This is a genomic window from Nocardia sp. NPDC056611 (assembly GCF_042792755.1).
In the GTDB taxonomy this organism is placed as follows: domain Bacteria; phylum Actinomycetota; class Actinomycetes; order Mycobacteriales; family Mycobacteriaceae; genus Nocardia.
In genome coordinates this window covers 288,635-314,307 of sequence record NZ_JBHTVV010000007.1, presented here as the reverse complement: position 1 = coordinate 314,307, position 25,673 = coordinate 288,635, and the positions used below count along the sequence as shown (strand labels likewise).

The 25,673-nt window shown below is 69.4% G+C and carries 23 protein-coding genes and 1 riboswitch; of the genes, 15 read left to right on the top strand and 8 right to left on the bottom strand.

What is annotated here, in order from left to right; all coding sequences use genetic code 11:
- Positions 1 to 888: 888 nt before the first annotated feature.
- Together ACFRAQ_RS31885 and ACFRAQ_RS31880 are read right to left on the bottom strand one after the other, a co-directional pair.
- Positions 889 to 1,953, bottom strand: coding sequence for a diacylglycerol kinase (locus ACFRAQ_RS31885; protein ID WP_379106234.1), 1,065 nt, complete (start codon positions 1,951 to 1,953; stop codon positions 889 to 891).
- A gap of 24 nt (positions 1,954 to 1,977) precedes the next feature.
- Positions 1,978 to 2,766 (bottom strand): SDR family oxidoreductase, encoded by a 789-nt coding sequence (locus ACFRAQ_RS31880; protein WP_379106233.1) that lies wholly within the window; start codon positions 2,764 to 2,766, stop codon positions 1,978 to 1,980.
- A 138-nt stretch (positions 2,767 to 2,904) separates the two neighbouring features.
- Here ACFRAQ_RS31880 and ACFRAQ_RS31875 point away from each other — a divergent pair, with 138 nt between their 5' ends.
- The 3 genes from ACFRAQ_RS31875 to ACFRAQ_RS31865 all read left to right on the top strand — a co-directional run bounded on the left by ACFRAQ_RS31875 (position 2,905) and on the right by ACFRAQ_RS31865 (position 4,301).
- Positions 2,905 to 3,534 carry a TetR/AcrR family transcriptional regulator gene (locus ACFRAQ_RS31875; protein WP_379106231.1) on the top strand — a complete coding sequence of 210 codons (630 nt, stop codon included), beginning with the start codon at positions 2,905 to 2,907 and terminating at the stop codon, positions 3,532 to 3,534.
- A 94-nt stretch (positions 3,535 to 3,628) separates the two neighbouring features.
- The gene (locus ACFRAQ_RS31870) at positions 3,629 to 4,093 is read left to right on the top strand and encodes a DUF2752 domain-containing protein (protein ID WP_379106229.1); all 465 of its coding nucleotides are present in this window, start codon (positions 3,629 to 3,631) and stop codon (positions 4,091 to 4,093) included.
- A gap of 19 nt (positions 4,094 to 4,112) precedes the next feature.
- Positions 4,113 to 4,301, top strand: a complete 189-nt coding sequence (locus ACFRAQ_RS31865; protein ID WP_379106227.1) for a hypothetical protein — start codon at positions 4,113 to 4,115, stop codon at positions 4,299 to 4,301.
- A 14-nt stretch (positions 4,302 to 4,315) separates the two neighbouring features.
- Here the strand turns inward: ACFRAQ_RS31865 and ACFRAQ_RS31860 are convergent, their stop codons facing one another.
- Positions 4,316 to 5,629 (bottom strand): aminotransferase class V-fold PLP-dependent enzyme, encoded by a 1,314-nt coding sequence (locus ACFRAQ_RS31860; RefSeq protein ID WP_379106225.1) that lies wholly within the window; start codon positions 5,627 to 5,629, stop codon positions 4,316 to 4,318.
- A gap of 56 nt (positions 5,630 to 5,685) precedes the next feature.
- A riboswitch (SAM riboswitch) is annotated at positions 5,686 to 5,799 on the bottom strand.
- Between the two features lie 223 nt (positions 5,800 to 6,022).
- On the opposite strand from ACFRAQ_RS31860, the gene ACFRAQ_RS31855 reads away from it, so the two are divergent.
- A complete protein-coding gene (locus ACFRAQ_RS31855) occupies positions 6,023 to 6,694 on the top strand; it encodes a heme oxygenase (biliverdin-producing) (RefSeq protein WP_379106223.1) in 672 nt (223 codons plus the stop codon).
- Between the two features lie 235 nt (positions 6,695 to 6,929).
- Positions 6,930 to 7,556, top strand: coding sequence for a LysE family translocator (locus ACFRAQ_RS31850; protein WP_379106221.1), 627 nt, complete (start codon positions 6,930 to 6,932; stop codon positions 7,554 to 7,556).
- 2 nt (positions 7,557 to 7,558) lie between these two features.
- On the opposite strand, the gene ACFRAQ_RS31845 is transcribed toward ACFRAQ_RS31850, so the two are convergent.
- The 3 genes from ACFRAQ_RS31845 to ACFRAQ_RS31835 all read right to left on the bottom strand — a co-directional run bounded on the left by ACFRAQ_RS31845 (position 7,559) and on the right by ACFRAQ_RS31835 (position 9,002).
- Positions 7,559 to 8,023: a flavin reductase family protein gene (locus tag ACFRAQ_RS31845; protein ID WP_379106274.1), complete on the bottom strand. Its 465-nt coding sequence runs from the start codon at positions 8,021 to 8,023 to the stop codon at positions 7,559 to 7,561.
- Positions 8,024 to 8,172: 149 nt separating this feature from the next.
- Positions 8,173 to 8,646, bottom strand: a complete 474-nt coding sequence (locus ACFRAQ_RS31840; protein ID WP_357087551.1) for a YbaK/EbsC family protein — start codon at positions 8,644 to 8,646, stop codon at positions 8,173 to 8,175.
- Positions 8,647 to 8,687: 41 nt separating this feature from the next.
- Positions 8,688 to 9,002, bottom strand: coding sequence for a 2-oxo-4-hydroxy-4-carboxy-5-ureidoimidazoline decarboxylase (locus ACFRAQ_RS31835; RefSeq protein ID WP_379106218.1), 315 nt, complete (start codon positions 9,000 to 9,002; stop codon positions 8,688 to 8,690).
- A gap of 148 nt (positions 9,003 to 9,150) precedes the next feature.
- Here ACFRAQ_RS31835 and ACFRAQ_RS31830 point away from each other — a divergent pair, with 148 nt between their 5' ends.
- Positions 9,151 to 9,972 (top strand): crotonase/enoyl-CoA hydratase family protein, encoded by an 822-nt coding sequence (locus tag ACFRAQ_RS31830; protein ID WP_379106216.1) that lies wholly within the window; start codon positions 9,151 to 9,153, stop codon positions 9,970 to 9,972.
- Positions 9,973 to 10,052: 80 nt separating this feature from the next.
- A complete protein-coding gene (locus ACFRAQ_RS31825) occupies positions 10,053 to 11,708 on the top strand; it encodes an MDR family MFS transporter (protein WP_379106214.1) in 1,656 nt (551 codons plus the stop codon).
- Positions 11,709 to 11,756: 48 nt separating this feature from the next.
- Here ACFRAQ_RS31825 and ppa read toward each other — a convergent pair whose 3' ends face one another.
- Positions 11,757 to 12,245, bottom strand: a complete 489-nt coding sequence (ppa, locus tag ACFRAQ_RS31820) for an inorganic diphosphatase (protein WP_357275651.1) — start codon at positions 12,243 to 12,245, stop codon at positions 11,757 to 11,759.
- A 134-nt stretch (positions 12,246 to 12,379) separates the two neighbouring features.
- Between ppa and dacB the strand changes: the two genes are divergently transcribed.
- The 5 genes from dacB (at position 12,380) to ACFRAQ_RS31795 (ending at position 18,058) form a co-directional block, all read left to right on the top strand.
- Positions 12,380 to 13,840 (top strand): D-alanyl-D-alanine carboxypeptidase/D-alanyl-D-alanine-endopeptidase, encoded by a 1,461-nt coding sequence (dacB, locus tag ACFRAQ_RS31815; RefSeq protein ID WP_379106212.1) that lies wholly within the window; start codon positions 12,380 to 12,382, stop codon positions 13,838 to 13,840.
- Between the two features lie 13 nt (positions 13,841 to 13,853).
- On the top strand, positions 13,854 to 14,927 hold the full coding sequence (locus ACFRAQ_RS31810) for a zinc-dependent metalloprotease (RefSeq protein ID WP_379106210.1): 1,074 nt from the start codon (positions 13,854 to 13,856) through the stop codon (positions 14,925 to 14,927).
- A 113-nt stretch (positions 14,928 to 15,040) separates the two neighbouring features.
- Positions 15,041 to 16,180, top strand: coding sequence for an ATP-binding protein (locus ACFRAQ_RS31805; protein ID WP_379106208.1), 1,140 nt, complete (start codon positions 15,041 to 15,043; stop codon positions 16,178 to 16,180).
- 53 nt (positions 16,181 to 16,233) lie between these two features.
- Positions 16,234 to 16,791 (top strand): hypoxanthine phosphoribosyltransferase, encoded by a 558-nt coding sequence (hpt, locus tag ACFRAQ_RS31800; RefSeq protein ID WP_379106205.1) that lies wholly within the window; start codon positions 16,234 to 16,236, stop codon positions 16,789 to 16,791.
- A 379-nt stretch (positions 16,792 to 17,170) separates the two neighbouring features.
- Positions 17,171 to 18,058, top strand: a complete 888-nt coding sequence (locus tag ACFRAQ_RS31795) for a LysR substrate-binding domain-containing protein (RefSeq protein WP_357275660.1) — start codon at positions 17,171 to 17,173, stop codon at positions 18,056 to 18,058.
- A 227-nt stretch (positions 18,059 to 18,285) separates the two neighbouring features.
- Here ACFRAQ_RS31795 and ACFRAQ_RS31790 read toward each other — a convergent pair whose 3' ends face one another.
- A complete protein-coding gene (locus tag ACFRAQ_RS31790; protein ID WP_379106271.1) occupies positions 18,286 to 19,659 on the bottom strand; it encodes an amidase in 1,374 nt (457 codons plus the stop codon).
- Positions 19,660 to 19,951: 292 nt separating this feature from the next.
- On the opposite strand from ACFRAQ_RS31790, the gene ACFRAQ_RS31785 reads away from it, so the two are divergent.
- From ACFRAQ_RS31785 to ACFRAQ_RS31775, 3 genes are read left to right on the top strand one after another with little or no spacing between them, the layout of a single operon-like run.
- Positions 19,952 to 22,519, top strand: a complete 2,568-nt coding sequence (locus tag ACFRAQ_RS31785) for a serine/threonine-protein kinase (RefSeq protein WP_379106201.1) — start codon at positions 19,952 to 19,954, stop codon at positions 22,517 to 22,519.
- Entirely contained in the window at positions 22,516 to 24,963 is a 2,448-nt protein-coding gene (locus ACFRAQ_RS31780) for a protein kinase (RefSeq protein WP_379106199.1), read from the top strand. The genes ACFRAQ_RS31785 and ACFRAQ_RS31780 overlap by 4 nt, the downstream gene beginning before the upstream one ends.
- 19 nt (positions 24,964 to 24,982) lie before the next feature.
- Positions 24,983 to 25,669 (top strand): nucleoside/nucleotide kinase family protein, encoded by a 687-nt coding sequence (locus tag ACFRAQ_RS31775; RefSeq protein ID WP_379106197.1) that lies wholly within the window; start codon positions 24,983 to 24,985, stop codon positions 25,667 to 25,669.
- Positions 25,670 to 25,673 lie beyond the last annotated feature (4 nt).

Sequence of the window (25,673 nt, the reverse complement as noted above, 5' to 3'; positions counted from 1 at the left end):
AGTAGACCCTACTAAGTAGTCCTGACCTGCACGTATCCGTTTCGCCCTATCGTTGACCTACCTGGGAATATGCTCGAACTTATCACTCGTAATGAAAAGGTCGGGGGTTCGATTCCCCCAGGCGGCTCCAAACAAGCAGGTGGAGAGCGATCGTCGCTCTCCACCTGTTGTCGTTTCGGGATCATCCACCGCTACCTCCCGACCACCAGGGATGTGCCTGTGGCGTGGTGGATTCCGCGGGCTTCGGCGACCCCTGGGCCACCTCCGGTCCCGCCGTGTTCGCCATTGGTGCAGCCGTCCCCGGTCTCGCTGGGGTCGGTGCATGTCTTCTCGCCCCCATCGCTCTCCCCGCAGTTTTCGTTGTCGCAGCCATGGGGCGGGACGGGCGGAGGTGGTACAACTGGCTCGGCGAAATTATCGGACCACCCTCCAGTCCGATCGACCTGCACGACGCCGGACGCCGCACTCGACGCGGCCACGGCTGGAACCGCCGCCGTCGCGGGAACTGCCATCACTACCCCTGCCAGCACGAACGGGGTGAACAGCTGACGTGTGACATTTCGGTAAGTCTGGTTGGTCATCATCATTGCCTTTCCGGCGGGCTCGTTGCCGACTGCTGCGACTAATCGATGTCGTCACCTCGCACATCTCGTTCGTGCAACTACTTACGTCGTGACCATCCGGGGGCGTATGTCCAGGGGCGCCGTCCAGGAGATACCCCCATCTGCGATCGCCCTGATCAGAATCCTACTCAGGTGATCAACAGCCCTGAAGCGTGTGGGAGCAGTCGTGACCTGCGGTAATGAAAAGGTCGGGGGTTCGATTCCCCCGGGCGGCGCACAAGAAAAGGTGAGGACCATCGTGGTCCTCACCTTTGTCGTCGGCGGGTCAGGAGACCAGGCCGCGGCCGGTGGTCAGGGGGAGGTCCATGGCTGTCAGAAGGCCGGGGCGGGCCTGGACTACTGCGGGGATGGTGCTGACCAGGCGGGCGGCGGTGCCGACCACTCCGGCTTCGGCATGGTCGCCGTTGCTGTAGAGCTGGAGGTCGAGGAGGTAGTCGGGTTCGCCCTTGATTTCCACTCGGTAGCAACCTGATCCGGCCGGTTGGGGCCAGTCGGGGGCCAGCTCGGGGTGGAGGCGGGTGACGTGTTCGAGGGTGAGGATTTCGCGGCCGTCACGGATGCCGTGGATCTGGAAGCGGAGGGCCGCGGCGGTGCCTTCCTCGACGGTGTGGGCGCCGATGCGGATCGGTTCCGTCGCGGGGAGGCGCTCGAAATGCTGTGTCACCGAGTCGAGTTCGATGTCGAGGGCGGCGGCGAGCTGACGGATGACGCTGCCCCAGGCGAGGGTGAGGATGCCGGGCTGCAGGAGCAGGGGGAGGTCGTCGAGCTTGCTGCCGAAGCCCATGATGTCGAAGACGACCTTCGGATTGTCGTAGGTCGAATAGTCCATGATCTCCGAGCAGATGACCCGGTCGATGCGTTCGGAGCCGCTGGACAGGAGCAGCGGCAGCCAGTCGTTGGCCCACCCGGGGTCGATGCCGTTGACCCACAGGGACGCGCCGCCCGCCTCGGCGGCCTCGACGATGGGGGCGATGGCCTCGTCGGGGAGGGTGCCGTAAGGGAATTGGAGGAAGACGGGACTGCTGGAGACGACATTGATGCCGGCGCGGAGGAAGGTCTTCAGGTCCTCGACGGCCTCCATCAGGCGGTCGTCGGCCATGGCGGTGTGGACGATGCAGTCGGGCTTCAGGGCCAGCAGGGCCTCGGCGTCCCGGGTGGCCAGGACACCGGTCTCGCGGTCGAGACCGGCCAGTTCCCCGGCATCCTTGCCGGCCTTCTCGGCGCTGGACACCCAGACGCCGACCAGTTCGAGTTCGGGGCGGTTGATGATGGAGCGCAGGGCGCGGCGGCCGACATTGCCTGTGCTCCACTGGACTACGCGGTAGGTCATGGAAAACTCCTGGGGCGCGGCGGATTACAGGTCGGGGATGGGGAGAGCCAGGTTGGGGGCGTCGATGCCGCCGTCCACCTCGAGCACCTTGCCGGTGATGTAGCCGCCCGCGCGGGAGCTCAGGTAGACGATGGCGGCGGCGATCTCCCACGGCTCGCCGAGGCGGTGCAGCGGGGTGGCGTCCTCCATCTGCTGCTTGATCTCCGGCTGCTGCGCAACGACTTCCAGCGCCGAGGTGAGCACCGAGCCGACCGCGATGGCGTTCACCCGGATGCGCGGGGACAGGTCGGCGGCGGCCAGCTTGGTCCAGTGCGCGAGCGCGGCCTTGGCGGTGCCGTAGGCCAGGAAGCCGCGGCCCGCGCTGATGCCCATACGCGAGGAGATGTTCACGACCGAGCCGCCGCCGCTCTTCAGCATGTACGGGACCGCGGCCTGGGTGAGGGCGTGCGCGGTCGACACGTTGAACCGGAACGCCTCCTCCAGGAACTCGGGAGTGCTGGTGAGGAAGGTGTTGGGCATGGTGCCGCCGACATTGTTGACCACGATGTCGATGCCGCCCAGCTCGGCGGCGGCGGTCTCGGCCAGCGCGGTGACGGCCGAGAGGTCCGACAGGTCCGCGGGGACGGTGACGCAACGGCGGCCCAGCGCGCGGATCTGGCCGGCGACCTCGTCGAGCTGGGCGGCGGTGCGGGCCGAGATGGCCACGTCCGCTCCGGCTTCGGCGAGTGCGAGGGCGGTGGCGGCGCCGATGCCGCGGCCCGCGCCGGTCACGACGGCGACGCGGCCGTCCAGTCGGAAGGTGTCCAGGATCATCGCTCAATCAGTCCTTCGAGGGTGACGACAGTCACTCGACACTTTAAGCATTAGTTCTTAACCGTCAAGGAGAAGTTCTTTATCCCCAGGTGAACGGCTACAGTGCAGACTGTGGACAAGGAGGGTGGCGGTACTCGAATGGCAGTCACGGGGGCGCGCGAGCGCATCATCCTGGCGGCGGAACAGCTGATCGCCGAGCGCGGGCCGGCGGTGCCGCTGCGCGATATCGCCGCGGTCGCCGAACAGCGCAACAATTCCGCGGTCCAGTACCACTTCGGCTCCCGCGACGGGCTCATCGAGGCGGTGGTCGAACACCGGCTCGCCACCCTGGAGATCCGGCGCCTCGAATTGCTGGCCGAACAGGCCGGGACCGGCGTGACCAGCGTCCACGACCTGCTCGAAGCACTGGTCATCCCCATGCTCGAGCTGGGGGACCGGCACGGGATCCACCATTACGCCCGCTTCCTGGAACAGATCCACACCCATCGAGCCGTCACCGACGCCGCGAATCTGGCCTCCGCCCAGCGCACCTCGGTGCGCGTGATCATGCAGCAGCTCGATCGGGAACTCGCCGACCTGCCGAAACGGTTGCGGCTGCGGCGGTTGCGCGCGTTGCCGACCGTACTGTTCGCGCTACTGGCCGATCACGAACGCGCGGTCGAGGCGGGCAAGGTCGCCGCGGGGGATGTGGATGCCTGGGGAGAAATCGTGGACATGCTCGCGGGCGTGCTCACCGCCCCGGTCGTGGAACGCGCCCCGATCCGCTGAGGCCACAACACAATCGGGTGTGAACCAGCGCGACCGGGTGCGAAGTTCGGCGCGACCTGGCAGGTGGGCGGTGGCCCGGCTACCGTTGATTCTCGTGGACACCACGGCAGCAGTACCGACGGCGGGAGCCGAACCAGGGCCTACGCGCCCGCGACGGCTCGGCGTCGGACTCCCGCTGCTGAGCGGCGCGGCCGTCGCCGGCGGCCTGGCGCTGCTGCACTTCCGGGACCCGCACGTGCAGGGGGCCTACGGGTTCTGCCCGTTCTACGAACTGACCGGGTACTGGTGTCCCGGGTGCGGCGGCCTGCGCGGCCTGCACAATCTGACCGATGGCCGGTTCCTCGACGCCATCCACAGCAATGTGCTGCTGCTACCGCTGACGCTCGGCTTCCTCGCCTGGTGGGGCACCTGGCTGGTGCGCGCCTGGCGGGGCCGGGCGACGCCGCCGCGACTACCGCGGATTCTGCCCAGGTCGGCGCTGTGGATCGCGGTGGCCTTCCTCGTCGTGTTCACGGTCGTCCGGAACACGCCATGGGGTACCTGGATCGCGCCCGTCTGAGGCGGAGGATGCTCTTGATATGAGCGAATCGCTGAAGGAACGGGTGCGGAACAAGCTGATCCGCCAGCTCGACGAGGACGGACCGCCCGATCCCGAGCGGCAGGACACCCGGCAGGTATCGGTCCAGAACGATCTGGACCGGCTCGAAGCCGTCAGCGAGGACGACCCGTTCGTCGAGGAGCTCGCGGCTCGCTACATGGTGCCCTGACCCGCTCCCGCGATTCAAAATCCGCAGGGCGCTCCGCCGTCCGCCGAACCACCGAAGGGCCGGGTTTCCGGGACCGGGTTCCAGTGGCCGTCGGTGCGGGCGTAGTCCCAGCTCGGACCATGCTCGACCAGGGTGGCGATCGCATCGATGAGGCGGTCCACGTCGGCGGCGGTGGTGCCGAGTCCGATGCTGGCGCGCAGCGCGGCGTCCACCCCGAGCCGCGACAGCAGCGGGTGCGCGCAGAACCGTCCGTCGCGCACCCCGATCCCGTGCTCGGCGGAGAGATACGCGGCCACCTGGCCGGGCTCGAATCCGTCGACCGTGAAGGCGACGATGCCGACGGCATCGGTGCTGTCGCGCCACACCCGCAGGAAGTTCACGCCCGGAACGGTTTTCAGCCCGTAGCGCAGCCGGTGGGTGAGGTACTGCTCGTGCTCGACGAGGGTGGTCTCGTCCAGCTCGGCGAGCGCGTCGCAGGCGGCGGCCAGGGCGGCCACCCCGAGCACGTTCGGGGAACCGGCCTCGTGGCGCTGCGGCGCGGGCGCCCACTCCACGCGGTCGGCGGCGACCGAACGCACCGCGCCGCCGCCCGCCAGGTATGGCTCCGCGGCGTCGAGCCAGTCCCGGCGGCCGACCAGGACGCCCGCGCCGAACGGCGCGTACGCCTTGTGCCCGGAGAAGGCCAGGTAGTCGATGCCGGTGGTGCGCAGGTCGATCCGTCGGTGCGGGGCCAGCTGGGCGGCGTCGACCAGGATGCGGGTGCCGCACTGGTGCGCGATCCAGGCCAGCCGTTCCAGCGGCAGTAGTTCGCCGGTCACATTGGAGGCGCCGGTAACCGCCAGCAGCGCAGCGGGTTTCGAGCACAACTCCGCGACCAGCCGCTGGATGGTCTCCTCGATGGTGTCGGCGACCGGCACCACGCGACGGCCGTGCCGGGTCCAGGGCAGGAAGTTGGCGTGGTGTTCGACATCCAGCACCACGGTGTCACCGGGCACGCACGCGGCCAGCAGATTCAGCGAGTCGGTGGTGTTGCGGGTGAACACCACCACCTGGTCGTCGGCGGCGTTGAGGAAGCGGGCGACCGAGCCGCGGGCCGACTCGTAGCAGTCGGTGGAGACGCGGGAGGCGTATCCGGCGCCGCGGTGCACGCTGGCGTAGAACGGCAGCAGGTCGGCGACCCGGCCGGTGACCTGCCGCAACGCGGGGGCGCTGGCGGCGTAGTCGAAGTTGGCGTAGCCGGTGGTCCCGCCCTGGACCAGCGGAACCCGGAGGTCACAGCCGGACACGGTGGCGAGGGGAGCACAGGTCTGGTCGGCGAAAGCGGTCATCACAAATCCCATCGGATTCAGGGGACCACGCGATCGGAAAACAGGAATCGATCGTGAGTCCGCGCTTGCCGTGCCCGGTCGGGCGACGGCCCGGTCGTCACCCGGAGCACCCCGCCGCGGTGGAGGGTTGCCGACCAGCTAGCCGGGGCTTAGCGCTGGTACTCATGACCTGATTGCAGAGATTGGCAGACGCTTCGCGGGCTTGTCAACCCCGGCGGTGGTGGCGGCGGGGTGTGACCAACGGCACCGGCGGGGCGGAAAAATCATCCGAAAGTTGGAGTGGGTGGGCCGCAAAGTTCGAATCGCGCGATCGTTGCTGGGGCGTAGGGTCGATGAGGAAGTTAGGGTAGCCAAAGTGGGGTGCCCCCGGAGTTGACCACGAGGAGCCCGACCATGTTGGACACGGACACCGCCGCCCCGTTCTCGACGCTCATTCGCACCGCGACCGAGCAGCAGCACAACGAGGCCGAGCACTCCACGTTCATGCGTGACATGCTCACCGGTCAGCTCGGCGTCGAGGCCTTCCTTCGCTACACCGGGCAGCTCTGGTTCGTCTACGAGGCCCTCGAAAAGCACTCCACCACACTGGCTTCCGACTCCGTCGCGGGCCCGTTCGTGAAGCCGGAACTGGCGCGCCTGGCCGCGCTCGAGACCGATCTGGCCCACCTCGGCGGCGCGAACTGGCGCGACGAGCTGCAGCCGCTGCCCTCGACCGCCGCCTACGCCGCCCGCATCGAGGAGTGCGCGCAGGAGTGGCCGGCCGGCTACGTCGTCCACCACTACACCCGCTACCTGGGCGATCTCTCCGGCGGCCAGGTCATCCGCGGCACCGCCGAGAAGCTGTGGGACCTGCCCAAGAAGGGCGACGGCGTGCGCTTCTACGTCTTCGACGAGATCACCAATCCGGCCGCGTTCAAGCGCGAGTACCGCGAGGCCCTGGACCAGCTTCCCCTCGAAGGTCCCGAAGTCGATCGCGTGCTCGACGAGGCGCGACTGGCGTTCACGATGAACACCGACCTGTTCCGTGAGCTGGGTGCGGAGTACTCCGCCTCTCCGCGTACGTAGCGGGCGGCCGAGAGCCGTCGGAGTCGGCAGCCCGTGCCGGCGGTTCGGCCTCGAAAACAACTGTGGACGTACCCGGTGAATTACCCGCATCGCACGAGATCAGCTGGTTGCGTCGGGTTATCCGGGGCGTGACTCTAGGGGCCACTGACATGCTCGTCGGGGGTATGTCAGCGGTGGCGGACTTCATGGTGATCGGGCTTGCTTCCCGGCGCTGTCCTGGGTTGCCATGGAGGGCATGAGTCTTCCGCTGCTGTTGAGTTTCGCCGGGTTGTGCGTGCTGCTGGCGCTCACGCCGGGCCCCGATACCTTTCTGGTGCTGCGATTCTCGATGGCCGGACCGCGACCCGGGATCGCGGCGGCGGTGGGCTCGGCGTTCGGCGGGATCGTCTGGGCGACGGTGGTGGCGGCCGGAGTGGCGGCGCTGCTGGAACAGTCGGCCACCGCGTATCGCACGCTGAAGGTGATCGGCGGAATCTACCTGCTGTACCTGGGGATTCGGGCGCTGGTCGAGCAACGGCGGGCGCGGAGCGCGGAGGCCGAGCCCCAGGTGACGCCGGGCACGCCCGCGTCGATGCGCTCGGCGTTCGCTGCCGGATTGCTGTCCTGTGTTTTCAACCCGAAGGTGGGGTTGTTCTACCTCGCGGTGCTGCCGCAGTTCCTGAACGAGGTCACTTTCCTGAACACGCTCACCCTCGGCGCCATCGAATCCAGCATCGCGGCGATCGAGATGATCCTGCTCGCGGTGGCCGCCGCCCGCGCGGTCACGCTGTTGCGGCGGCCGCGGATCCGGGCCCGGCTGGAACAGGCGAGCGCGGCGATCCTGGCGGCGCTGGGCATCGGCACCGCGGCCTCGGCGGCCTGAGGTCAGTCGGCGATCTCGGCGCGGTGATAGGCGCCGTTGTAGTACACCAGCGGGCCGGCCGCGGGCGAGCTCTCGGTGTTGTCGTGCACCTGCGTGACCAGCCCGATCACCAGCGTGTGATCGCCGATCGGGATCAGCTGGTGCACGGTCGCGCGCACCCAGATCGGGGTGCCGTGCAGGACGGGTTCGCCGGAGCCGAGCGTGGCCCACAAGGACTTGTCGGTGAAGCGCTCCTCGGCGGACCGGCTGAACCGCTGCGCCAGATGCTTCTGATGCTCGCCCAGGAAGTGCACCACCACCGATTCGGCCCCGAGCATGGCCTCGATGCTGGACGAGGTCTCGGCGATATTGAACGAGATGAGCGGCGGCTGCGCCGAGAGCGAGGCGAACGAGGTCGCGGTGAAACCGACCGGACCCTGCGCGGAGTTCAGCGTGACGATGGTGACGCCCGCCGGATAGTGCCGCATGGCGGCACGGAACTGCTGCGCGGTGATGCCGCTCAGGTCGTCGAGCACGTGTAGCTCGGCGCCGGGCGTCGGAGAATCGGTCACGTCAAGAACCTACGTGGTCGCGGGCCCAGGTATTCCACGCTGTTGGAAAACCCTGTCGACGGCGGTCAGTCCACGTCGATGGCCAGGCCCGCGGTGATCCGGACCAGCTCGCCGAAGGTCGTGCGGAACAGGGTGTTCGGATGCCCGCCCGCCGCCCACAGCTCCCGGTACTGGGCCAGCGCGTTGTCGACGAAGGTGGGCAGGTTGGTGGGGTGCCCGAGCGGGGCGACGCCGCCGATGGGCTGCCCGGTCACCTCCTGGACCATGGCCGCGGGCGCCCGGCTGAGCGTGCCCTCCAGACGTTGCCCGGTGCGCGCCAGATGCACCTGGTGCGCGCCGGAGACGAGCAGCAGCACGGGGTCGTCGTCGAGCAGGAACACCAGGGATTTGGTGATGGCCCCGACGGTGACGCCGACCGCGTCGGCCGCATCGCGCGCGGTGGGGGTGGGTGTGGGCTGGGTGATGATCACCCCATGATGGCCGCGCGCGATCAAGGTGTCGGAAACCTTCGACGCGACCGGTGGCAGGGACCTGCGCATGGCAACCAGGGTAGAGCGATTGCGGTGGATGTGCGGGGGGATCAGTAGTCGGGGTAGCCCTCCTCGGGGCCCAGCATCGTGGTCAGGCGGGCGGATACGATCGGGGTGAGCTCGTCGACGGTGCGCTCCGAAACCGGCTGGTGCGCACAGGAATCGAAGACCCGTTCCAGATCGACGGCGGACATGGCGCGCAGTTCCGCCGCGGCCGCGGTCTGCAGGGCGGCGTGGCCCGGGTAGGGGCGGCCGTCGGCGATCTTCTGCGCCCAGGTGACATTGCAGCAGCATTCGTACAGGGCATGAATCGCGCGGCGGCGGGGGAGGGCGTTGAAGCGGTCGAGGCCGATTCCGTGATGCATCATCGTGACCTCACACACAGGAGGAGCAGTTTGTGCGGACGCGATAATCGTCCGCCTCCGGCCGCGGTGAAACGCTGGGACGCAGCAGATTTAGCACAGGGTTTACACCCGCCAACCTACTCGCGGGTAACCCCTATACGCTGGACCAATGACCGAATGGAAGGCTTTCGACGTCGAAAGCAAGGACCACATCGCGACGGTGACGCTCACCGGTCCTGGCAAGGGCAATGCCATGGGCCCCGACTTCTGGCGTGAGCTGCCGCTCATCTTCGCCGAGCTCGACGCCGACCCCGACATCCGGGCCATCGTGCTCACCGGCTCCGGGAAGCACTTCTCCTACGGGCTGGACCTGCCGGCCATGAGCCCGCTGTTCGGGCCGCTGCTGGCCGACAAGGCGCTCGCCGGGCCCCGCACCGACTTCCTCAAGCACGTCCGCAGCATGCAGGACTCGGTGACCGCGGTCGCCGACTGCGTGAAGCCGGTCATCGCGGCCGTCTCCGGCTGGTGCATCGGCGGCGGACTGGACCTCATCGCCGCCGCCGATGTCCGGCTGGCCAGCGCCGACGCCAAGTTCAGCCTGCGTGAGGCCAAGGTGGCCATCGTGGCCGACATCGGCTCGCTGCACCGGCTGCCGGGCATCATCGGCGAGGGGCACGTGCGCGAACTCGCCTACACCGGCAAGGACATCGACGCCGCCCGCGCCGAGAAGATCGGGCTGGTCAACGACGTCTACGCCGATCAGGATGCCGTGCTGGACGCCGCCTACGCCATGGCGCGCGAGATCGCGGCCAACCCGCCGCTGGTCGTGCAGGGCATCAAGGACGTCCTGGACCAGCCCAAGCGCGGCAAGATCGCCGACGGCCTGCGCTACGTCTCCGCCTGGAACTCGGCGTTCCTGCCCTCGGAGGACCTGACCGAGGCCATCCAGGCGGTCTTCGAGAAGCGCGACCCGCAGTTCAAAGGCAAGTAACCCCTTCGGGTTACCGCCAAAAAAGGACCCCATGCCTCCGGTTCCCGGCCTATCGTTTTGGTCGGGGCTGGAGGTTTGGCATGGCGACATCCGAAGTGGGCGAAGCGACCGGCGAGGGCGGCTTCACGCATCGGCAGATATTGGTGATCCTCTCCGGGCTGCTGCTGGGCATTCTGCTCGCGGCGCTGGATCAGACCATCGTGTCCACCGCGATCCGCACCATCGCCGATGACCTGAACGGGTATTCGCTGCAGGCCTGGGCGACCACCGCGTACCTGATCACCGCGACGCTGGCCACGCCGCTCTACGGCAAGCTCTCGGACATGTACGGGCGCAAGCCCTTCTACCTGGCCTCCATCACCATCTTCGTGACCGGTTCGCTGCTGTGCACGTTCGCGCAGTCCATGTACGAGCTGGCGGTGTTCCGGGCATTGCAAGGGCTGGGCGCGGGCGGGTTGATGTCGCTGGCGCTGACCATCGTCGGCGATATCGTGAGCCCGCGCGAAAGGTCCAGGTACCAAGGGTATTTCCTGGCCGTGTTCGGCACCTCCAGCGTGATCGGGCCGGTGCTGGGCGGGCTGTTCGCGGGGCAGCACAGCATTCTGGGGATCGCGGGCTGGCGGTGGGTGTTCCTGGTGAACGTTCCCATCGGACTGTTCACGCTGGTCGTGGTGACCCGCGTGCTGCGGCTGCCGCCCCGCGAGAAATCCCGTGACCGCGTGGATTATTGGGGCGCGCTCGCGTTGATCGTCGCCATGAGCCCGCTGTTGATCGTGGCCCAGCAGGGGCGCGAATGGGGGTGGAGCAGCGGGAGATCCGTGGTCTGCTACCTGATCGGCGCGCTCGGTGTCGCCGCGTTCGTGCTGATCGAGCGCGCGCTGGGGGACGCGGCGCTGATCCCGCTGCGCATCTTCGCCAATCGCACCTTCGCGCTCGGCGTGGTCATCTCGTTCGTGGTCGGTGCGGGCATGTTCGGCGGCATCCTGCTGCTACCCCAGTATCTCCAGGCCGACCGCGGTGCGAGCCCGATGCTGGGCGGCTTGCAGATGATCCCTATGGTGCTGGGCATGATGATCGGGTCGGTGCTGTCGGGCCAATTGATCTCGCGCACCGGGCATTACCGGATCTATACGCTGCTCGGCGCGGCCATGATCACCCTCGGACTTTTCCTGCTGCACTATCTGAAGGCCGATACCGCGTTCTGGATCGTGGTCCTGTTCATGTTGTGCGTGGGATTCGGGCTCGGCAATCTCATGCAGCCGCTCATCGTGGCATTGCAGAATGCGTTGCCGCCCAAGGATATGGGCGTCTCCACCGCGTCGGCCACCTTCTTCCGGCAGATCGGCGGCACCCTCGGCGCGGCGGTATTCCTGTCCATCCTGTTCGACCGGCTGGGGGCCGATATTCGCGCTCAGCTGGAGGCGTCCAGCACCGACCCGAATTTCCAGAAGGCCGTGGTGAGCGCCGCGCACGACGGAAATCCGGCGGATATGGCACTGGCGCAGGGATTCCTGAACCACGACACCTCGGCGGCACAGAGCGTGTTGAAGGACAGCTCGATCATTCAGAAGCTGAATCCCGTTCTGGCGCATCCGTTCAAGGCCGGATTCGCGGAATCGCTGTCCACGGTGTTTCTCACGACCTCCGCGGTCGCGTTCGTGGCGCTCGTCCTGGTGATGTTCTGGAAGGAAGTCCCCCTCCGCACCACCGCGGGACTGGATTCCGTTCCCGAGTGAAAGCGAAGGGGCGGCACGGAATCCGTGCCGCCCCTCACTCGGCGTGACCTAGTGGCCCTGCTCCTTCAGACGGGCGTAGGCCTCGTCGACGAGCTTCTCGGCCTTCTCGCGGCCCTCCCAGCCCTCGACCTTGACCCACTTGCCGGGCTCCAGGTCCTTGTAGCGCTCGAAGAAGTGCGCGATCTCCTTGCGCTGGAATTCCGGGATGTCCTCGACGTCCTGGATGTGGTCCCAGCGCTTGTCCTTGTTGGGGACCGCGACCAGCTTCTCGTCGGTGCCGGCCTCGTCGCTCATGATGAGCACGCCGACCGGGCGGGCCTCGACCAGCACACCCGGGAACACGGGCTCGGGCAGCAGGACCATGCAGTCCAGCGGGTCGCCGTCGCCGCCCAGGGTGTTCTCGATGTAGCCGTAGTCGGCCGGGTACATCATCGGGGTGTACAGGTAGCGGTCCAGCCGCACGCGTCCGGTCTCGTGATCAACCTCGTACTTGTTGCGCTGACCCCGGGGGATCTCGATGGTGACGTCGAACTCCACGTCATCTCCTTCTTCGGTGGGCGGTAAGGCTGCCGACTCGCCAGCACGTTCGGGGGAACGACTGCGCAACGAGGATAGTGTGGACCGCGGTAGAGCCATCAGCCCCACCACAGGTATCAGGGAGACAGCGGCAGGTGTTTGGTCGGAACAAGCAGAACATCGGTGGTCTGGAGGCCAAGCGGCGCCGCAGAACCTGGATCGTGGTGTCATCGGTGCTGGTCGTCATGCTGGTGGCCGCCACGGCCGTGGTGCTGATCCTGAAGCCCTGGACCGAGGAGTTCCAGCACGGGGGGTTGACGATCGCCGACCCGCCCGCGCCGGTGAAACCGATCCCGCAGGTCGCGCCCGCCCCCGAGACCGCGCCCGCCGCGAGCACCGCCGGTCTGGCGGCCGCGCTCGCGCCCGTCGTCGGCAACCCGGACCTGGGCGCGTTCGCCGCCTCGGTGTCCGACGGGGACACCGGCACGGTGCTGTGGACGCTGGACCCGGACAAGGCCATGATCCCGTCCTCCACCGCCAAGATCCTGACCGTCGCGGCCGCCCTGCTGGCGCTGCCCGCCGACCACCGGGTCACCACCAAGGTGGTGACCGGCGCCGCTCCCGGCGAGATCGTGCTGGTCGGCGGCGGCGACCCCACCATCACCGCGCAGCCCGACGGCAAGGGCTACTACCCGGGCGCGCCGCGCCTGCAGGACCTGGTCGCGCAGATCAAGGCCACCGGACAGCGGGTGGACTCGATCACCGTCGACACCTCCGCCTATCCGGGACCGAACTTCGCGCCCGGCTGGGACGCCGCCGATATCGGGGGCGGCTCCATCGCGCCCATGGACGCGGTGATGATCGACGGCGGCCGCCTGGACCCGCTGGTCGAATACTCGCCCCGCACCGCCACGCCGGCTCTCGACGCGGGTCGCAGAATGGCTGCCGAACTGGGCGTGGACGGTTCGAAGGTGAAGGCGGGCAGTGCGCCCGCGACCGCCACCCAGCTGGCCGCGGTGCAGTCCGCGCCGCTGCGGGACCGCCTGCTGCAGGCCATGGTGCACTCGGACAACGTGCTGGCCGAGGCCATCGGCCGCGAGGTCGCGGTGGCCGGCGGGCAGGAGGCCTCCTTCACCGGCGCGGTCACCGCGTTGAACACCGTGCTGCAGGCCGCCGGGTTCGACCTCGCCGGCCTGAAAATGGCCGACAACAGCGGACTCTCGACCGATGACCGGATCCCGCCGCGCCTGCTCAACCGGGTGCTGACGGTGGCCGCGCTGCCCAACGGCGCTGCTCCGCAAGGCAATTCGACCGTCGATCCGGCCGCGGTCACCACCCCCGGCTCCCCGCTCGCCCCGCTGCTGGACTATCTGCCGGTCGCGGGCGGCACCGGTTCGCTGGCGAGCCGGTATGTGGACCGCGATCGCGAGGGCGCGGGTTGGATCCGGGCCAAAACAGGAACTCTGTCCGTATCGAGTGCGTTGGTCGGTTATGTGCTGGACCGCGACGGACGCGTCCTGACGTTCGCGCTCATGTCGAACGATCGGCCGCCGGAAGTGAGCCGACCCGCGCTGGACGCCGTCGCCAACGCACTGCGCAACTGTGGCTGCTCCTGACGGGTGGATGAACATGACCGGATCCGACAACCCCGCCGCCCCCGCCCGCACCCGGACCACGCTGACCGGGTCGGTCGACTGGAACGTGGCCGCCCGCACCGGCGCCGCCCTGGTCCCGGCCGGGCCGCGCACGTCCCGGTACTCGGCCGAGCACGCGGTCGCCGAACTCGCCGCCGCCTCGGTCCGCGCCGAGGCGCCGGTGCGTGAGGTCAGCGGGCTCGACGACGGCTCGGTGGTGCCCGACGCGCTGATCGTGGACCGGCCGGGCTGGATCCGGGCCGCCGCCGACTCCATGGCCCAGCTCACCGGCAGCGGCATCGAACCCGGCGAGAAGGGCAAGCTGGTCGGCAAACCGGCCGGACTGCAGGCCGGGGCCATGCTGGCCTTCCTGTCCACCGCCATCCTCGGCCAGTACGACCCGTTCACCGGGCCGGACGGCACGCTGCTGCTGGTGGCGCCCAACATCATGGCGGTGGAACGCGCACTGGGCGTGCCGCCCAGCGACTTCCGGCTCTGGGTGTGCCTGCACGAGGTCACCCACCGGGTCCAATTCTCTTCCGCCCCTTGGATCGCCGACTACATGCGCCGCAATGTCGAGACCCTGGGCGAGGCGGGCGACGAACCGGTCGCCGACATCCTGGCCCGGCTCGCCGACGCCGTGAAGGAACGCCGCCGCGGCGTCGAGGACCCCGCCGGCGGTGTCATCGGGCTGCTGCGCGCCACCCAGGCCGAACCCCAGCGGCTGGCCCTGGACCGACTACTCATGCTCGGCACCCTGCTCGAAGGCCATGCCGACCACGTCATGGACGCCGTCGGCCCGGCCGTTGTCCCCTCCGTCACCCGAATTCGCGCCGCCTTCGATCAGCGTCGCAAGCGGCCCGCCAACCCGATCCAGCGCTTGCTGCGCGCCCTGCTCGGCATGGACGCCAAGGTCGCCCAGTACGTGCGCGGCAAGGCCTTCGTCGACGAGGTGGTCGACACCGTCGGCATGGCCCGCTTCAACACCATCTGGACCGAGCCGGAAACCCTGCCCCGCACCGACGAGATCGGCGAACCGCAACGGTGGGTCACCCGGGTCCTCGGCTGATCCACGGCCCTCGTCCCGTCCGGAGCGCTTGCGCCACGCCGGAATTCGGGACGTACCCGGCAGGAATCCTCGCCGCACGGCACCGCGCCCCGGCCGCGTGCGACGATCGGGGCGTGAACGAACGGCCTCGACTACCCGAGACGCGCGCCGCGCTGGAGCTGCGCCGCGCCGTCCGGGAGTGGCTGGGCCGCTACGCGCCCGAGGGCGTGGTCCGCGTGGCCCTCTCCGGCGGCGCGGACTCCCTGGCCCTGACCGCCGCCGCCTGCGCCGAAGCCGACGTGGTCGACGCGCTGATCGTCGACCACGGCCTGCAGGACGGTTCGGCCGAGGTGGCGGATCGCGCCGCGGCCACCGCGCTGGGCCTCGGCTGCAGGTCTGCCCGGGTGTTGCGCGTTCAGGTCGAGCGCAGCGCGCCGAACGGGGCGATCCGGTCGGTGTGGCCGGCGGATCCGACCGCGGCCGTCGGACCGACAGCCGAGAACGGGTCGACGCCCGAGGACGGGCTCGTTCCGGCGGCAGAGCGGGCGGCCGGGGAGGAGCCGGCGGGCAGCGGTCTCGTGGGCAAGAGGTTCCCGGGCGGGCCCGAGGCGGCCGCGCGGCGAGCCCGATACGACGCGTTGCGGGCGGCCCGCGAAGGCAAGCCGGTACTGCTCGGGCACACGCTCGACGACCAGGCCGAGACCGTGTTGCTGGGCCTCGGGCGCGGGTCGGGGGCGCGATCGATCAGGGGGATGGGGGAGTACGACGAGCCGTGGGGGCGGCCGCTGCTGGGGGTGCGGCGGAGCACGACCCGGGAGCTGTGCGCGGATCTGGGGCTCGACGCCTGGGAGGATCCACACAACAGCGCGCCGGAGTTCACCCGGGTGCGGCTGCGTGCCGAGGTGCTGCCTTTGCTCGAGGAGGTGCTCGGGGGCGGGGCGGCCGAGGCGCTGGCGCGGACGGCGGCGCAGCTGCGGGAGGACTCGGCGGTGCTGGACGCGCTCGCCGGACAGTTGCTGGCGGCCGCGCGGGCGGACGGCGGGCTGGCAATCGAGACGCTCGCCACTGCCGAACCCGCGATCCGGCGCCGCGTCATTCGCGCGTGGCTGCTCGAGCGTGGCGCAAAATCATTGACGGACAGCAATTTACGCGCGGTCGAGGCGCTGGTCACGCGGTGGCGTGGGCAGGGCGGGGTCGCGGTGGGCGGTTCACCCAGCGGGACGAGGTTGGTTGCCGCGCGGGAACATGGCAGGCTCATACTCGGGTCGGAGTGAACCCGTTTTTTGAAAGAGTCACAGTCGGGTCGACTGAAGGGAAACCAGCGGACGTGTACGGGGACGACATCGCGTCGGTGCTGATCAGCGAGGACGAGATCGCCGCCAAGGTCGAGGAACTGGCCGAACTGGTCGCCAAGCGTTATCCCGCCGATGCCCCCGAGGGTGACCTGCTGCTGGTGGGCGTGCTCAAGGGCGCGATCTTCTTCATGACCGACCTGGCCAAGAAGCTCACCGTGCCGACGCAGATGGAGTTCATGGCCGTCTCGTCGTACGGTTCCTCCACCTCGTCCTCGGGCGTGGTGCGCATCATGAAGGACCTGGACAAGGACATCGCCGGGCGGAATGTGCTGATCGTCGAGGACATCATCGACTCCGGCCTGACGCTCTCGTGGCTGCTGCGCAACCTGTCCAGCCGCAATCCGGCCTCGCTCGAGGTGGTGACGCTGCTGCGCAAGCCCGACGCGCTGCGCACCCAGGTGGACGTGATGGCGGTCGGCTTCGACATCCCGAACGAGTTCGTGGTCGGCTACGGCCTCGACTACGCCGAGCGGTACCGCGATCTGCCGTACATCGGCACCCTGGATCCGAAGGTCTACGGCGGGGAGTAACCGCCGCCTCACCGGCTCGAGAAACAGGCCGCCTTCCACTGTGGGAGGCGGCTTTTTGTCGTATTGTGACCAAACTCACTCGATCGGCTGGTTTGGGGTGCGGGCCGGGGCGGAGCGTTGTTGCTGAAGGTCAGCGCTCGGATCGCTTTCGGATCGCGGATCGAACAAGATCGTGAATCGTTGCTGGTCAAGTGACCGTTCCGGGGCGCGTGGGGGAGTGCTGGTAAATGGCCACGAATTCGCGAGTCCGGTTAACGGAATGTTGAACTGGCGTCATATGCTGTCCGTAACAAACCTGACGGCTGTTTTCTGATCCTGTTGCAAACTTTTGGGTCGGATACGGCTGGAAAATCAAGACCGATTCTGATAGCAAGGGGCTATGGACCCGCATTTGCGCGACCTGCGGTATTTCGTCGCCGTCGCTGAGGAACTGCATTTCACCAACGCGGCGCAACGGCTGCACATCGCTCAACCCACCCTGTCACGACAGATCCGGCAGCTGGAACGCCAGCTGGACGTCGTGCTGTTCGACCGCAACCAGCGCAGCGTGGCCCTGACCGTCGCCGGCAAGGAACTGCTCGAAGGCGCCCGGAAGATCCTCGAACTCTGGGAAGTCACCAATGTCGCCCTGCAGGAGGCCGGTGAGGTGCTGCGCGTCGGCATCCAGTCCTCCATCGGCCGCGGCCTGATCACCGACCTGGAGAGCGCCAGCGGCCACCGGCTCGCCCTGCACTCCGCGTCCTGGACCGACCCGTCCAGCGGCCTCGCGGGCCGCCAGGCGGACCTGGCGCTCATGTGGCTGCCCGTGCCCGACACCAGCCGCTACCGCTGGCAGGTGCTGCGTACCGAGCCGCGCTGGGTGCTGCTACCCGAGAACCACGCCCTCGCCGGCCAGGAGAGCATCGACTTCGCCGACCTGATCGACGAGCCCTTCGTCGCCATGCCCGCCGAAGCCGGTGCGGCCCGCGACTTCTGGCTCGGCGCCGACTCCCGCGGCGGCCGCCAGGCCAAGATCGGCGCGGAAGCCGCCACCGCCGAGGAACGCCTCGAGGCGGTGAGCCTCGGCCTGGGCGTCTGCCTGCTGGCCGAGAACAACGTCCCCATGTACCGCTGGCCGGGCCTCACCGCCCGCCCGGTGACCGGCCTGGCCCCGTGTGAACTCGCGGTCGCCTGGCGCGCCGACGACGACCGCCCGACCATTCTCGAGTTCGCGGCCCGCGTGCTCGACGGCGGCTTCGCCGAACAGGAACCGCTCGCGGCCGTCTAGGCCCGAGGAAAGGACCGTCCGGGACGGGCGGCGGCAGTGGGTCGGAGGTTGCCGCGGTCGGTCCGGACAGTGTGGGACCGGCACAACGGGGTGCGGGATCGACACGACGACAGCGCCGCGTCACTTCGGTGACGCGGCGCTGTCGTGCGTCCGGGGACGGTCAGGAGGCGGTGCCCCGTGTCAGGAGACGGGTGTCCGATCTCGTCAGGAGACGGCGTCCGATCTCGTCAGGAGACGGTCCGCTGCCAGGGGTGGGCGGCCTCGATCTGGGCGGCCAGCCGCAGGATGGTGGCCTCGCTGCCGGGCGGGCCCGCGATCTGCGCCGCCACCGGGGTGCCGGAGCGCGGGTGCAGGCCCATCGGAATGGAGATGGCCGGCCAGCCGACCAGATTCCACAGCGGCGTGAACGGCGAGAACTTCACGTTGGCAAGCACATTCGCCAGCCACGGCCGCGAATGCCAGCGGCGGGCGCGCGGCGCGGGGGTGGCCAGCGTCGGCGTGATGACCACGTCGTAGCGCTCGAAGTAGTCCAGCAGCCGCGATTCCACCCGGTCGACCTGCGAGGCCCGCAGCAGACCCGACTTCAGCACCGTCCGGCCCAGCGCCACGTGGGTGCGGGTACGGCGCTGCAGCCGGTCGGGGTGCGGCACGGTCGCGGCCTCGCGGGCGGCATTGGCCAGCCAGCGCAGCAGCAGCGCGAAAGTCACGCCCTGGTAAGGGAGTTCGGCCACGCCGATGATGTGCCCGGCCAGCGAGGCGGCCGCCGCGGCCTTGTCGGCGGCCGCGGTCCAGGCCAGGTCGACGTGGGCGAGCGGCATCGGGGTCGCGGTCGCCAGGCCGATGCGCAGGGTCTGCGGGGTGTCCAGGTCGGCCAGGTCGGGACGGTCGGCCAGCACCGACAGCATGAGCGCGGCATCGGCGACAGTCGTTGCGAGAACACCGTTTTCGGTCATTCCGCCCCAGGAGTCGATGCCCACGTCCGCGGGCACCAGGCCGCGTCCCGGCTTCAGGCCGACCACGCCGGAGCAGGCCGCCGGGATGCGCACCGAGCCGAGTCCGTCGTTGCCGTGCGCGATCGGCACCATGCCGGAGCCGACCGCCGCGCCGGAGCCACCCGACGAACCGCCCGCGGAGTAGCGGGTGTTCCAGGGACTGCGGGTGATGCTGCCCGGCTCGTCGGTGACGCCCCACAGCCCGAACTCGGGAACGTGGGTGAGCCCGACGACCACCGCGCCCGCCGCCCGCAACCGCCGCACCACGGCGTGATCGGCGGTGGCGGCCAGATCGGACCCGGACAGCGACCCGCCCCGGGTCACCTCACCCGCGACGTCGATGTTGTTCTTGACCGCGATGGGCACCCCCGCCAGCGGCAGCATGTCCAGGTCGGCCCGCTCGGCGACGGCGCGGGCCTCGGCGCGGGCGGCCTCCTCCCGGACCAGGGTGAAGGCGCTCAGCTTCCGGTCGCGAGCGCGAATCCGGGTCAGCGCGGCCTCGACGGCGTCCTCGGGGGACAGGGTGCCGTTCTGGACCGCGGTGGCGACGCCGATCGCCGTGGTCGGATCCACCGGGGGACGGTCGGACGGGGTGTCGGAATCGGGCATGTCGGCTCCCCCGTCTCGCGCGTTTCGCGCCACCGCTTCCTCCTCGGCGGCTCCGGCCGTGGCGATGTCCGCCGCTAATGCCGTGCCCTCGTCGTACATGCTCGTCTTCCCCCGTCGCATCGTGTCGAAATCGGGTGATCCGCTCGTGGCCCGCAAGTTATCATTCCGGCTATTGGTCGGGGATGATGGTGCTGGGTGTGGCGGGTTCTTTGTCCGAAGATCGGAATCCACGACATCCCCGGATCGACCGTGCGGATCGACAACATCCGTGCCGAGCCAGAGGGGTGCGGACATGGCTTCTGGTTCCGACTACCGTTCCGGCGCGTACTCGGCCGGAACCGAATCGAGTGCGGTCGTCGCTTTCGCGGCGGCCTGGGACTCCGCTGCGTCGCCACCCCGCATCGCCGACTATCTGCCCGACGCCAGCACGCTGCGCCGGAGCGCGCTGTTGGAGCTGATCCGCGTCGACATGCGTCACCGGTGGCTGCGCCGCACGACCGGGGAACCGGCCACCCCGCCCAAACGACTGCGCGACTACAGCGACGAATTCCCCGAGCTCGCGGCGGCCGACCTGCCCGCCGGGCTGGTGTACGAGGAGTTCGTCATCCGCCGCCACAGCGGCGAGCGCGTGGATCCGCGCGACTGCCTGCGCGAATACCCGGATCAGGCGAGCGAACTGCGGCAGCTGCTCAATGCCGACGACGAGGACCAGAGCACCCGCCGCGCCGGGCCCGATGAATCCACCCGAGGCGATTTCGAGCTGGACGCGTCCACCCGCGGCGCCTGGCTCGACGAATCCACCCGGCTCCCGGTCGAGGCCACCACCCGCTCCGGTCCGCCGATCGACGGCGACACCACCCGGGTGCCCGACGCGAGCGAGCTGACCCAGTACGAGGACCCCTCGCAGTTGGTCGGCGACCCGGCCGACCCCACCCGCGTCACCGGCGGAGTCGCCACCCCGCCCGACACCGGCGCGCTGCTCGATCGCATCGAGATCGGCCAGCGCATCGATGATTTCGACCTGCTGACCAGTCTCGGTTCCGGGGCGTTCGCCCGCGTCTTCCTGGCCCGGCAACGCTCCTTGCAACGCTTGGTCGCGGTGAAGATCTCCGCCGACCACGGCACCGAACCGCAGACCCTGGCCCAGCTCGACCACGACTACATCGTGCGCGTCTTCGACCAGCGGCTGCTCTCGGACGTGCGCACCGAATCCGGGCGGCGGCTGCGGCTGCTGTACATGCAGTTCCTGCCCGGCGGCACCCTGCTCGGGGTGCTGCGCTGGGTGCGCGCCACCCCGCCCGCCGAACGCAGCGGGCAGCTGCTGCTGGACGCGGTGGACGCCGCCATGGAGGAGAAGGGCGAGATCCGGCCCACCGACTCCAGCGTGCGCGCCGAACTGGCCGGGCTGAGCTGGCCGGAAACCGTCGCCTGGCTGGGCCGCAGGCTGGCCGAGGCGCTGGACTACGCGGATTCGCACGGGGTGCTGCACCGCGACGTGAAGCCCGCGAACGTGCTGCTCACCGCCGAGGCGGTGCCGAAACTGGCCGACTTCAATATCAGTTTCAGCCGCAATCTGGACAGTTCCAGCCCGGTCTCCTACTTCGGTGGTTCGCTGTCCTACATGTCCCCGGAACAGCTGGAAGCCTGCCATCCGGCGGCCGCCACCAGCGCCGCCGACCTGGACACCCGGGCCGACATCTTCTCCCTGGGCGTGGTGCTGTGGGAGCTGCTCACCGGGGCAAAACCCTTCGACGACACCACCGCCGGACCCGGCGACCACGGCGACCGTACCACCCTCGAGGCCATGCTCGCCCGCCGCCGCAACGGCGTCGACACCGTGGCCCTCGACCGGGTGCCGCCCGACTGCCCGGCCGCGCTGCGCCGGGTCCTGCTCACCTGCCTCGAACCGTCCCGCGAGCAGCGCTGGAGCAGTGGCGCCATCCTCGCCTCCCAGCTCGACCTGTGCCTGGACGAACGCGCCCGCGACCTGGTCGACCCGCCGCCGCACAGTTGGCGGAAACGGATGCGGCCGTGGCTGATGCCGCTGGTCATCCTGGCCGTGGCGATCCCGAACACCCTCGCCTCGCTGTACAACATCGCGCACAATCGGGCCTTCATCATCAGCCACCTGTCCGAGTCCGCCATGCGTACCTTCGTGCTCACCACCTCGTTGGTGAACCTGGTGTTCTTCCCCCTCGGCACCGCCATCATCGCCTACCTGTGCCGCTCGGTGATCGTGGTGCCGCGCGGCCTGCGCAAAGGCCGCGAATACGACGCCGAGACGCTACGCAGAGCCCGGGCCGACGTCCTGCTGGCCGGGGAACGCATCTCCCTGGTGGTGTTCTCGCTGTGGGTGGTCGCGGGCTTCACCTTCCCGATGGTGCTGCGGATGACCGCCACCGACCTGCCGGCTCGCGGGATCGTGCACTTCCTGGTGTCGCTGGTGGTGTGCGGTGCGATCGCGGTGGCGTACCCGTTCTTCCTGGTCGCCTTCTACCTGGTGCGGTGCATCTATCCGATGTACCTGCGGCACGGGGACATCAGCGGCGAGGACGCGGTGTGGCTGCACCGGCTGGGACGACGCTGTACCACCTATCTGGCGGTGGCGGCGTCGGTGCCGCTGCTGGCGGTCGCGGGCGTGACGTTCCTGCCGCCGGAGGACATTCCCAAGGTGATCGTGGCGGTGCGCGTGCTCAGCGTCGGCGGGATCGCCGCGTTCGTGCTGATCTATGTCATCTTCCGGGCCCTCGAAGCGGACCTGGCGGCGCTGGAACGGGTGGTCGCCCCGGCCCGTTCGGTGCGCGAGACCGGCAAGGCCACGGAATCCGGCGACGCCGGTGACCCGGGTGCCGAGCCGTGAGTGAACTCTCGGCCCGAGCTCTCGCCCGCTTCGCCGCCGACTGGGAATCGACCCTGCGCGGCGACCGCCAGGAACCGCCACCCCTGGCCGGGTACCTGCCCGACGGGCGCGCGGTCCGGCTCGAGGTCCTCACCGACCTGGTCCGCGTCGATATGCGGCAGCGCTGGCGGCGCGCCGGACTGGAGAAGCGGATCGCGGAGTACCGCACGGAATTCCCGGAGATGGGAACCAGCCCGGACTTCGCGGACCTGGTGTGCGAGGAGTACCTGGCCCGCAGCCGCTTCCGGCCCCTCGACGTGGACAGCTTCACCGCCGAATACCCCGAGGTCGCCACCGAGATCCGCCGCCGCTTCACCGGCGAGACCCCGCCGCCCCCGCCACCGGTGCTGCCCGAGGGCATCGAAACCGGCCGCCGCCTCGACGATTTCGACCTGCTCACCGACCTGGGCGGCGCCGACTACAGCCGCATGTTCCTGGCCCGGCAGCGCTCCATGCAGCGGCTGGTCGCGGTCCGGGTGGAGGCGGGCGCGGACAGCGACACCGACACCGTCGCCCAGCTCGACCACCAGTACATCGTGCGTGTCTTCGACCAACGGCTGATCGCGGACGGCAGCACCGGGAAACCACTGCGACTGCTGTACATGCAGTACGTGCCCGGCGGCACCGCCGAGGGTGTGCTCACCCAACTGCGCCGCGAAGCCAAGACGGCGGGCAATGGCGGCAAAACCGGCGGCCGCGTGATCCACCGCGCCGCCCCCGCCACGAACGGGCTGCCCGACGGTGGATTGCTGCTGCGCGCCATCGATTCCGCCATGGAGGCCAAGGGCGAGAGCCGCCCGTCCGGATCACCGGTGCGGACCGACATCGCCGCCCTGAGCTGGCCCGAAACCGTGGCCTGGGTGGGGAGACGGCTCGCCGAGGCACTCGAATACGGGGAACGGCAAGGGGTGCTGCACCACGACATCCGGCCCGCCAATGTGCTGTTCACAGCCGAAGGGGTGCCGAAACTCGCGGATTTCGCACTGGGGCCGATGTATTGGAGCGCGGGCTTCATCGGGACGCGGGGCGCGACCGCGAATGGTGCTGGGGCACTGCGGTATCGGTCGCCGGAAGCGCTGCGGGCGCTGCTGGATTCGGCCGCGCCGTCACCCGGTCCGGCCAGCGACATCTACTCGCTCGGTGTGGTGCTGTGGGAAATGCTCACCGGCACACTGCCGTTCGACGATCCCGAGGCCGGGGCCGACGCTGGACACGACACCACCGCCGAACCGGGGGCCGGGGCCGAGCGTCGGACCACCCCCGACCCCGGGACCGTGGTCGAGCGCGGGCCCGGAACCGAACGGGGGACCGGTGCTGATCAGCGGGCCGGAGTCGAGCTGGAACCCGCGGCCGAGCCGGTAGCCACCGCCGAAGCGGAGGTCGGGACCGGGGTCGAGGCCGTGCGGGCGATGCTGGCCCGCCGCATGGCCGGGGTGCCCGCGGCGGCGTTGGACAACCTGCCGCCGGATACTCCCGCCACCCTGCGGCGCGTGTTGCTGGAATGTCTGCGCCCCGACGCGTCCCGGCGCTGGCAGAGCGGTGGTCAGCTGGCCGGGCAGCTGGATCTGTGCCTGGATCCCGATGCCCGGGATCTGATCGACCCGCCCGCGCACAGTCTGTGGGCGCGGTTGCGGAGCTGGCCGGTGCCGATCGCGATGCTGTGCGTGGGTCTGCCGAACGCACTGGCCAGTTGGTTCAACATCCGGATCAACAAGAGCCTCATCGTGGACGAGCTGTCGGGGCCGGACCAGAGCCGGTTCGAACAGGTGGCGCTGATCAACAATCTGGCAGCCTTCCCGGTGGCCGCGCTGCTGCTGTTGTGGCTGGCGCGGCGGCCGTTGACGGTCTCGTATCGGCTGGGCCGCGGGCACGAGTACACCCCGGATCAGCTGGCCCGTGCCCGCGCCGACACCCTGCTGCTCGGGGAGCGGGTGGTGTGGGTGCCGTTCGCGTTGTGGCTGATAGCCGGAATCGCGTGGCCGCTGGCGCTGGCCGGAGCGGGAGCGCGCCTGCCGCACATGGCTTTCGCGCACTTCTTCACCGCGCAGGTGGTGTGCGCGACCATCGCGCTGGCCTATCCGTTCTTCCCGATCATGGTGTATTCGGTGCGGTCGCTGTATCCGCAGCTATTGGCGCGCGGTTCGGTGGGGCACGAGGATCGGCGGCAGCTGGCGGCGCTGGTGCGGCGCAGCAATTTCTATCTGGCCGCGGCGGCGTCGGTGCCGCTGCTGGGTGTGGCGTCGGTGACCTTCGTGGCGACCGACGATCTGGGGTTGGTGATCGTGCCGCTGCGCATCCTCAGTGTGGGCGGGGTGCTGGCGTTCGCGGTGATCTACCGGTTGTCACGAATGCTGGAAGCCGATCTGGGAGCGCTGGTTCGCGCCATTCCCGAAGACGGGCACTGATTCCCCGTAGGCTCGTGGGGTGGCGATACGTGGCAGTGTCGAAACCTCCTTGGCGGAGTTGGCGGCGCGTGTCCGCCGGCGTGCTGAAGGTCATTCCGGTCGGTTTCTGCTGGGGATCGCGGGCCCGCCCGGTGCGGGCAAATCCACCCTCGCCCGCGGCATCCGCGACGAACTGAACCTCGCCGCCGGGACCGCCATCGCCGAGGTCGCGCCCATGGACGGCTTCCACCTCACCAACGACCGGCTGCGCGCCGCCGGAGTCCTGGACCGCAAGGGCGAACCGGAGACCTTCGACGCCGAAGGCTATGTGGCGCTGCTCCGAGCGCTCCGCGACGCCGCCCCCGGCGCCGCCGTGCCCTGGCCCACCTACGACCGCGACCTGCACGAACCGGTGCCCGGCGGCGTCGTCTTCGACCACCACAGCATCGTCGTCACCGAAGGCAACTACTTGCTCCTCGACGACCGCGCCCACCCGGGCTGGGCCGCCGTCCGCCCCCAGCTCGACGAGGCCTGGTACCTGGACGTGCCGCGCCCGATCATCGAACAGCGCCTGCTGCGCCGACATATTCGCGGCGGCCGCACCCCCGCGGCCGCCCGCGACAAGGTGACGAACAGCGACCTGCGCAATGCGGTCCTGGTCGAATCCACCCGCGGCCGAGCCGATCTGGTGCTCCGCAAAGCAGGTCGTGGCTACCGCATCGACTGAGTGG

Bases quoted from the DNA above. Each gene is read 5' to 3' on its own strand.
- ACFRAQ_RS31795 (WP_357275660.1), top strand. From the start codon at position 17,171: ATGGACCCGCATTTGCGCGACCTGCGGTATTTCGTCGCCGTCGCTGAG.
- ACFRAQ_RS31850 (WP_379106221.1), top strand. From the start codon at position 6,930: ATGAGTCTTCCGCTGCTGTTGAGTTTCGCCGGGTTGTGCGTGCTGCTG.
- ACFRAQ_RS31860 (WP_379106225.1), bottom strand. From the start codon at position 5,629: ATGACCGCTTTCGCCGACCAGACCTGTGCTCCCCTCGCCACCGTGTCC.
- ACFRAQ_RS31845 (WP_379106274.1), bottom strand. From the start codon at position 8,023: ATGCGGCACTATCCGGCGGGCGTCACCATCGTCACGCTGAACTCCGCG.
- ACFRAQ_RS31790 (WP_379106271.1), bottom strand. From the start codon at position 19,659: ATGCCCGATTCCGACACCCCGTCCGACCGTCCCCCGGTGGATCCGACC.
- ACFRAQ_RS31855 (WP_379106223.1), top strand. From the start codon at position 6,023: ATGTTGGACACGGACACCGCCGCCCCGTTCTCGACGCTCATTCGCACC.
- ACFRAQ_RS31840 (WP_357087551.1), bottom strand. From the start codon at position 8,646: ATGCGCAGGTCCCTGCCACCGGTCGCGTCGAAGGTTTCCGACACCTTG.
- ACFRAQ_RS31830 (WP_379106216.1), top strand. From the start codon at position 9,151: ATGACCGAATGGAAGGCTTTCGACGTCGAAAGCAAGGACCACATCGCG.
- ACFRAQ_RS31810 (WP_379106210.1), top strand. From the start codon at position 13,854: ATGACCGGATCCGACAACCCCGCCGCCCCCGCCCGCACCCGGACCACG.
- ACFRAQ_RS31880 (WP_379106233.1), bottom strand. From the start codon at position 2,766: ATGATCCTGGACACCTTCCGACTGGACGGCCGCGTCGCCGTCGTGACC.
- ACFRAQ_RS31785 (WP_379106201.1), top strand. From the start codon at position 19,952: ATGGCTTCTGGTTCCGACTACCGTTCCGGCGCGTACTCGGCCGGAACC.
- ACFRAQ_RS31885 (WP_379106234.1), bottom strand. From the start codon at position 1,953: ATGACCTACCGCGTAGTCCAGTGGAGCACAGGCAATGTCGGCCGCCGC.
- ACFRAQ_RS31835 (WP_379106218.1), bottom strand. From the start codon at position 9,002: ATGCATCACGGAATCGGCCTCGACCGCTTCAACGCCCTCCCCCGCCGC.
- ACFRAQ_RS31865 (WP_379106227.1), top strand. From the start codon at position 4,113: ATGAGCGAATCGCTGAAGGAACGGGTGCGGAACAAGCTGATCCGCCAG.
- ACFRAQ_RS31875 (WP_379106231.1), top strand. From the start codon at position 2,905: ATGGCAGTCACGGGGGCGCGCGAGCGCATCATCCTGGCGGCGGAACAG.
- ACFRAQ_RS31825 (WP_379106214.1), top strand. From the start codon at position 10,053: ATGGCGACATCCGAAGTGGGCGAAGCGACCGGCGAGGGCGGCTTCACG.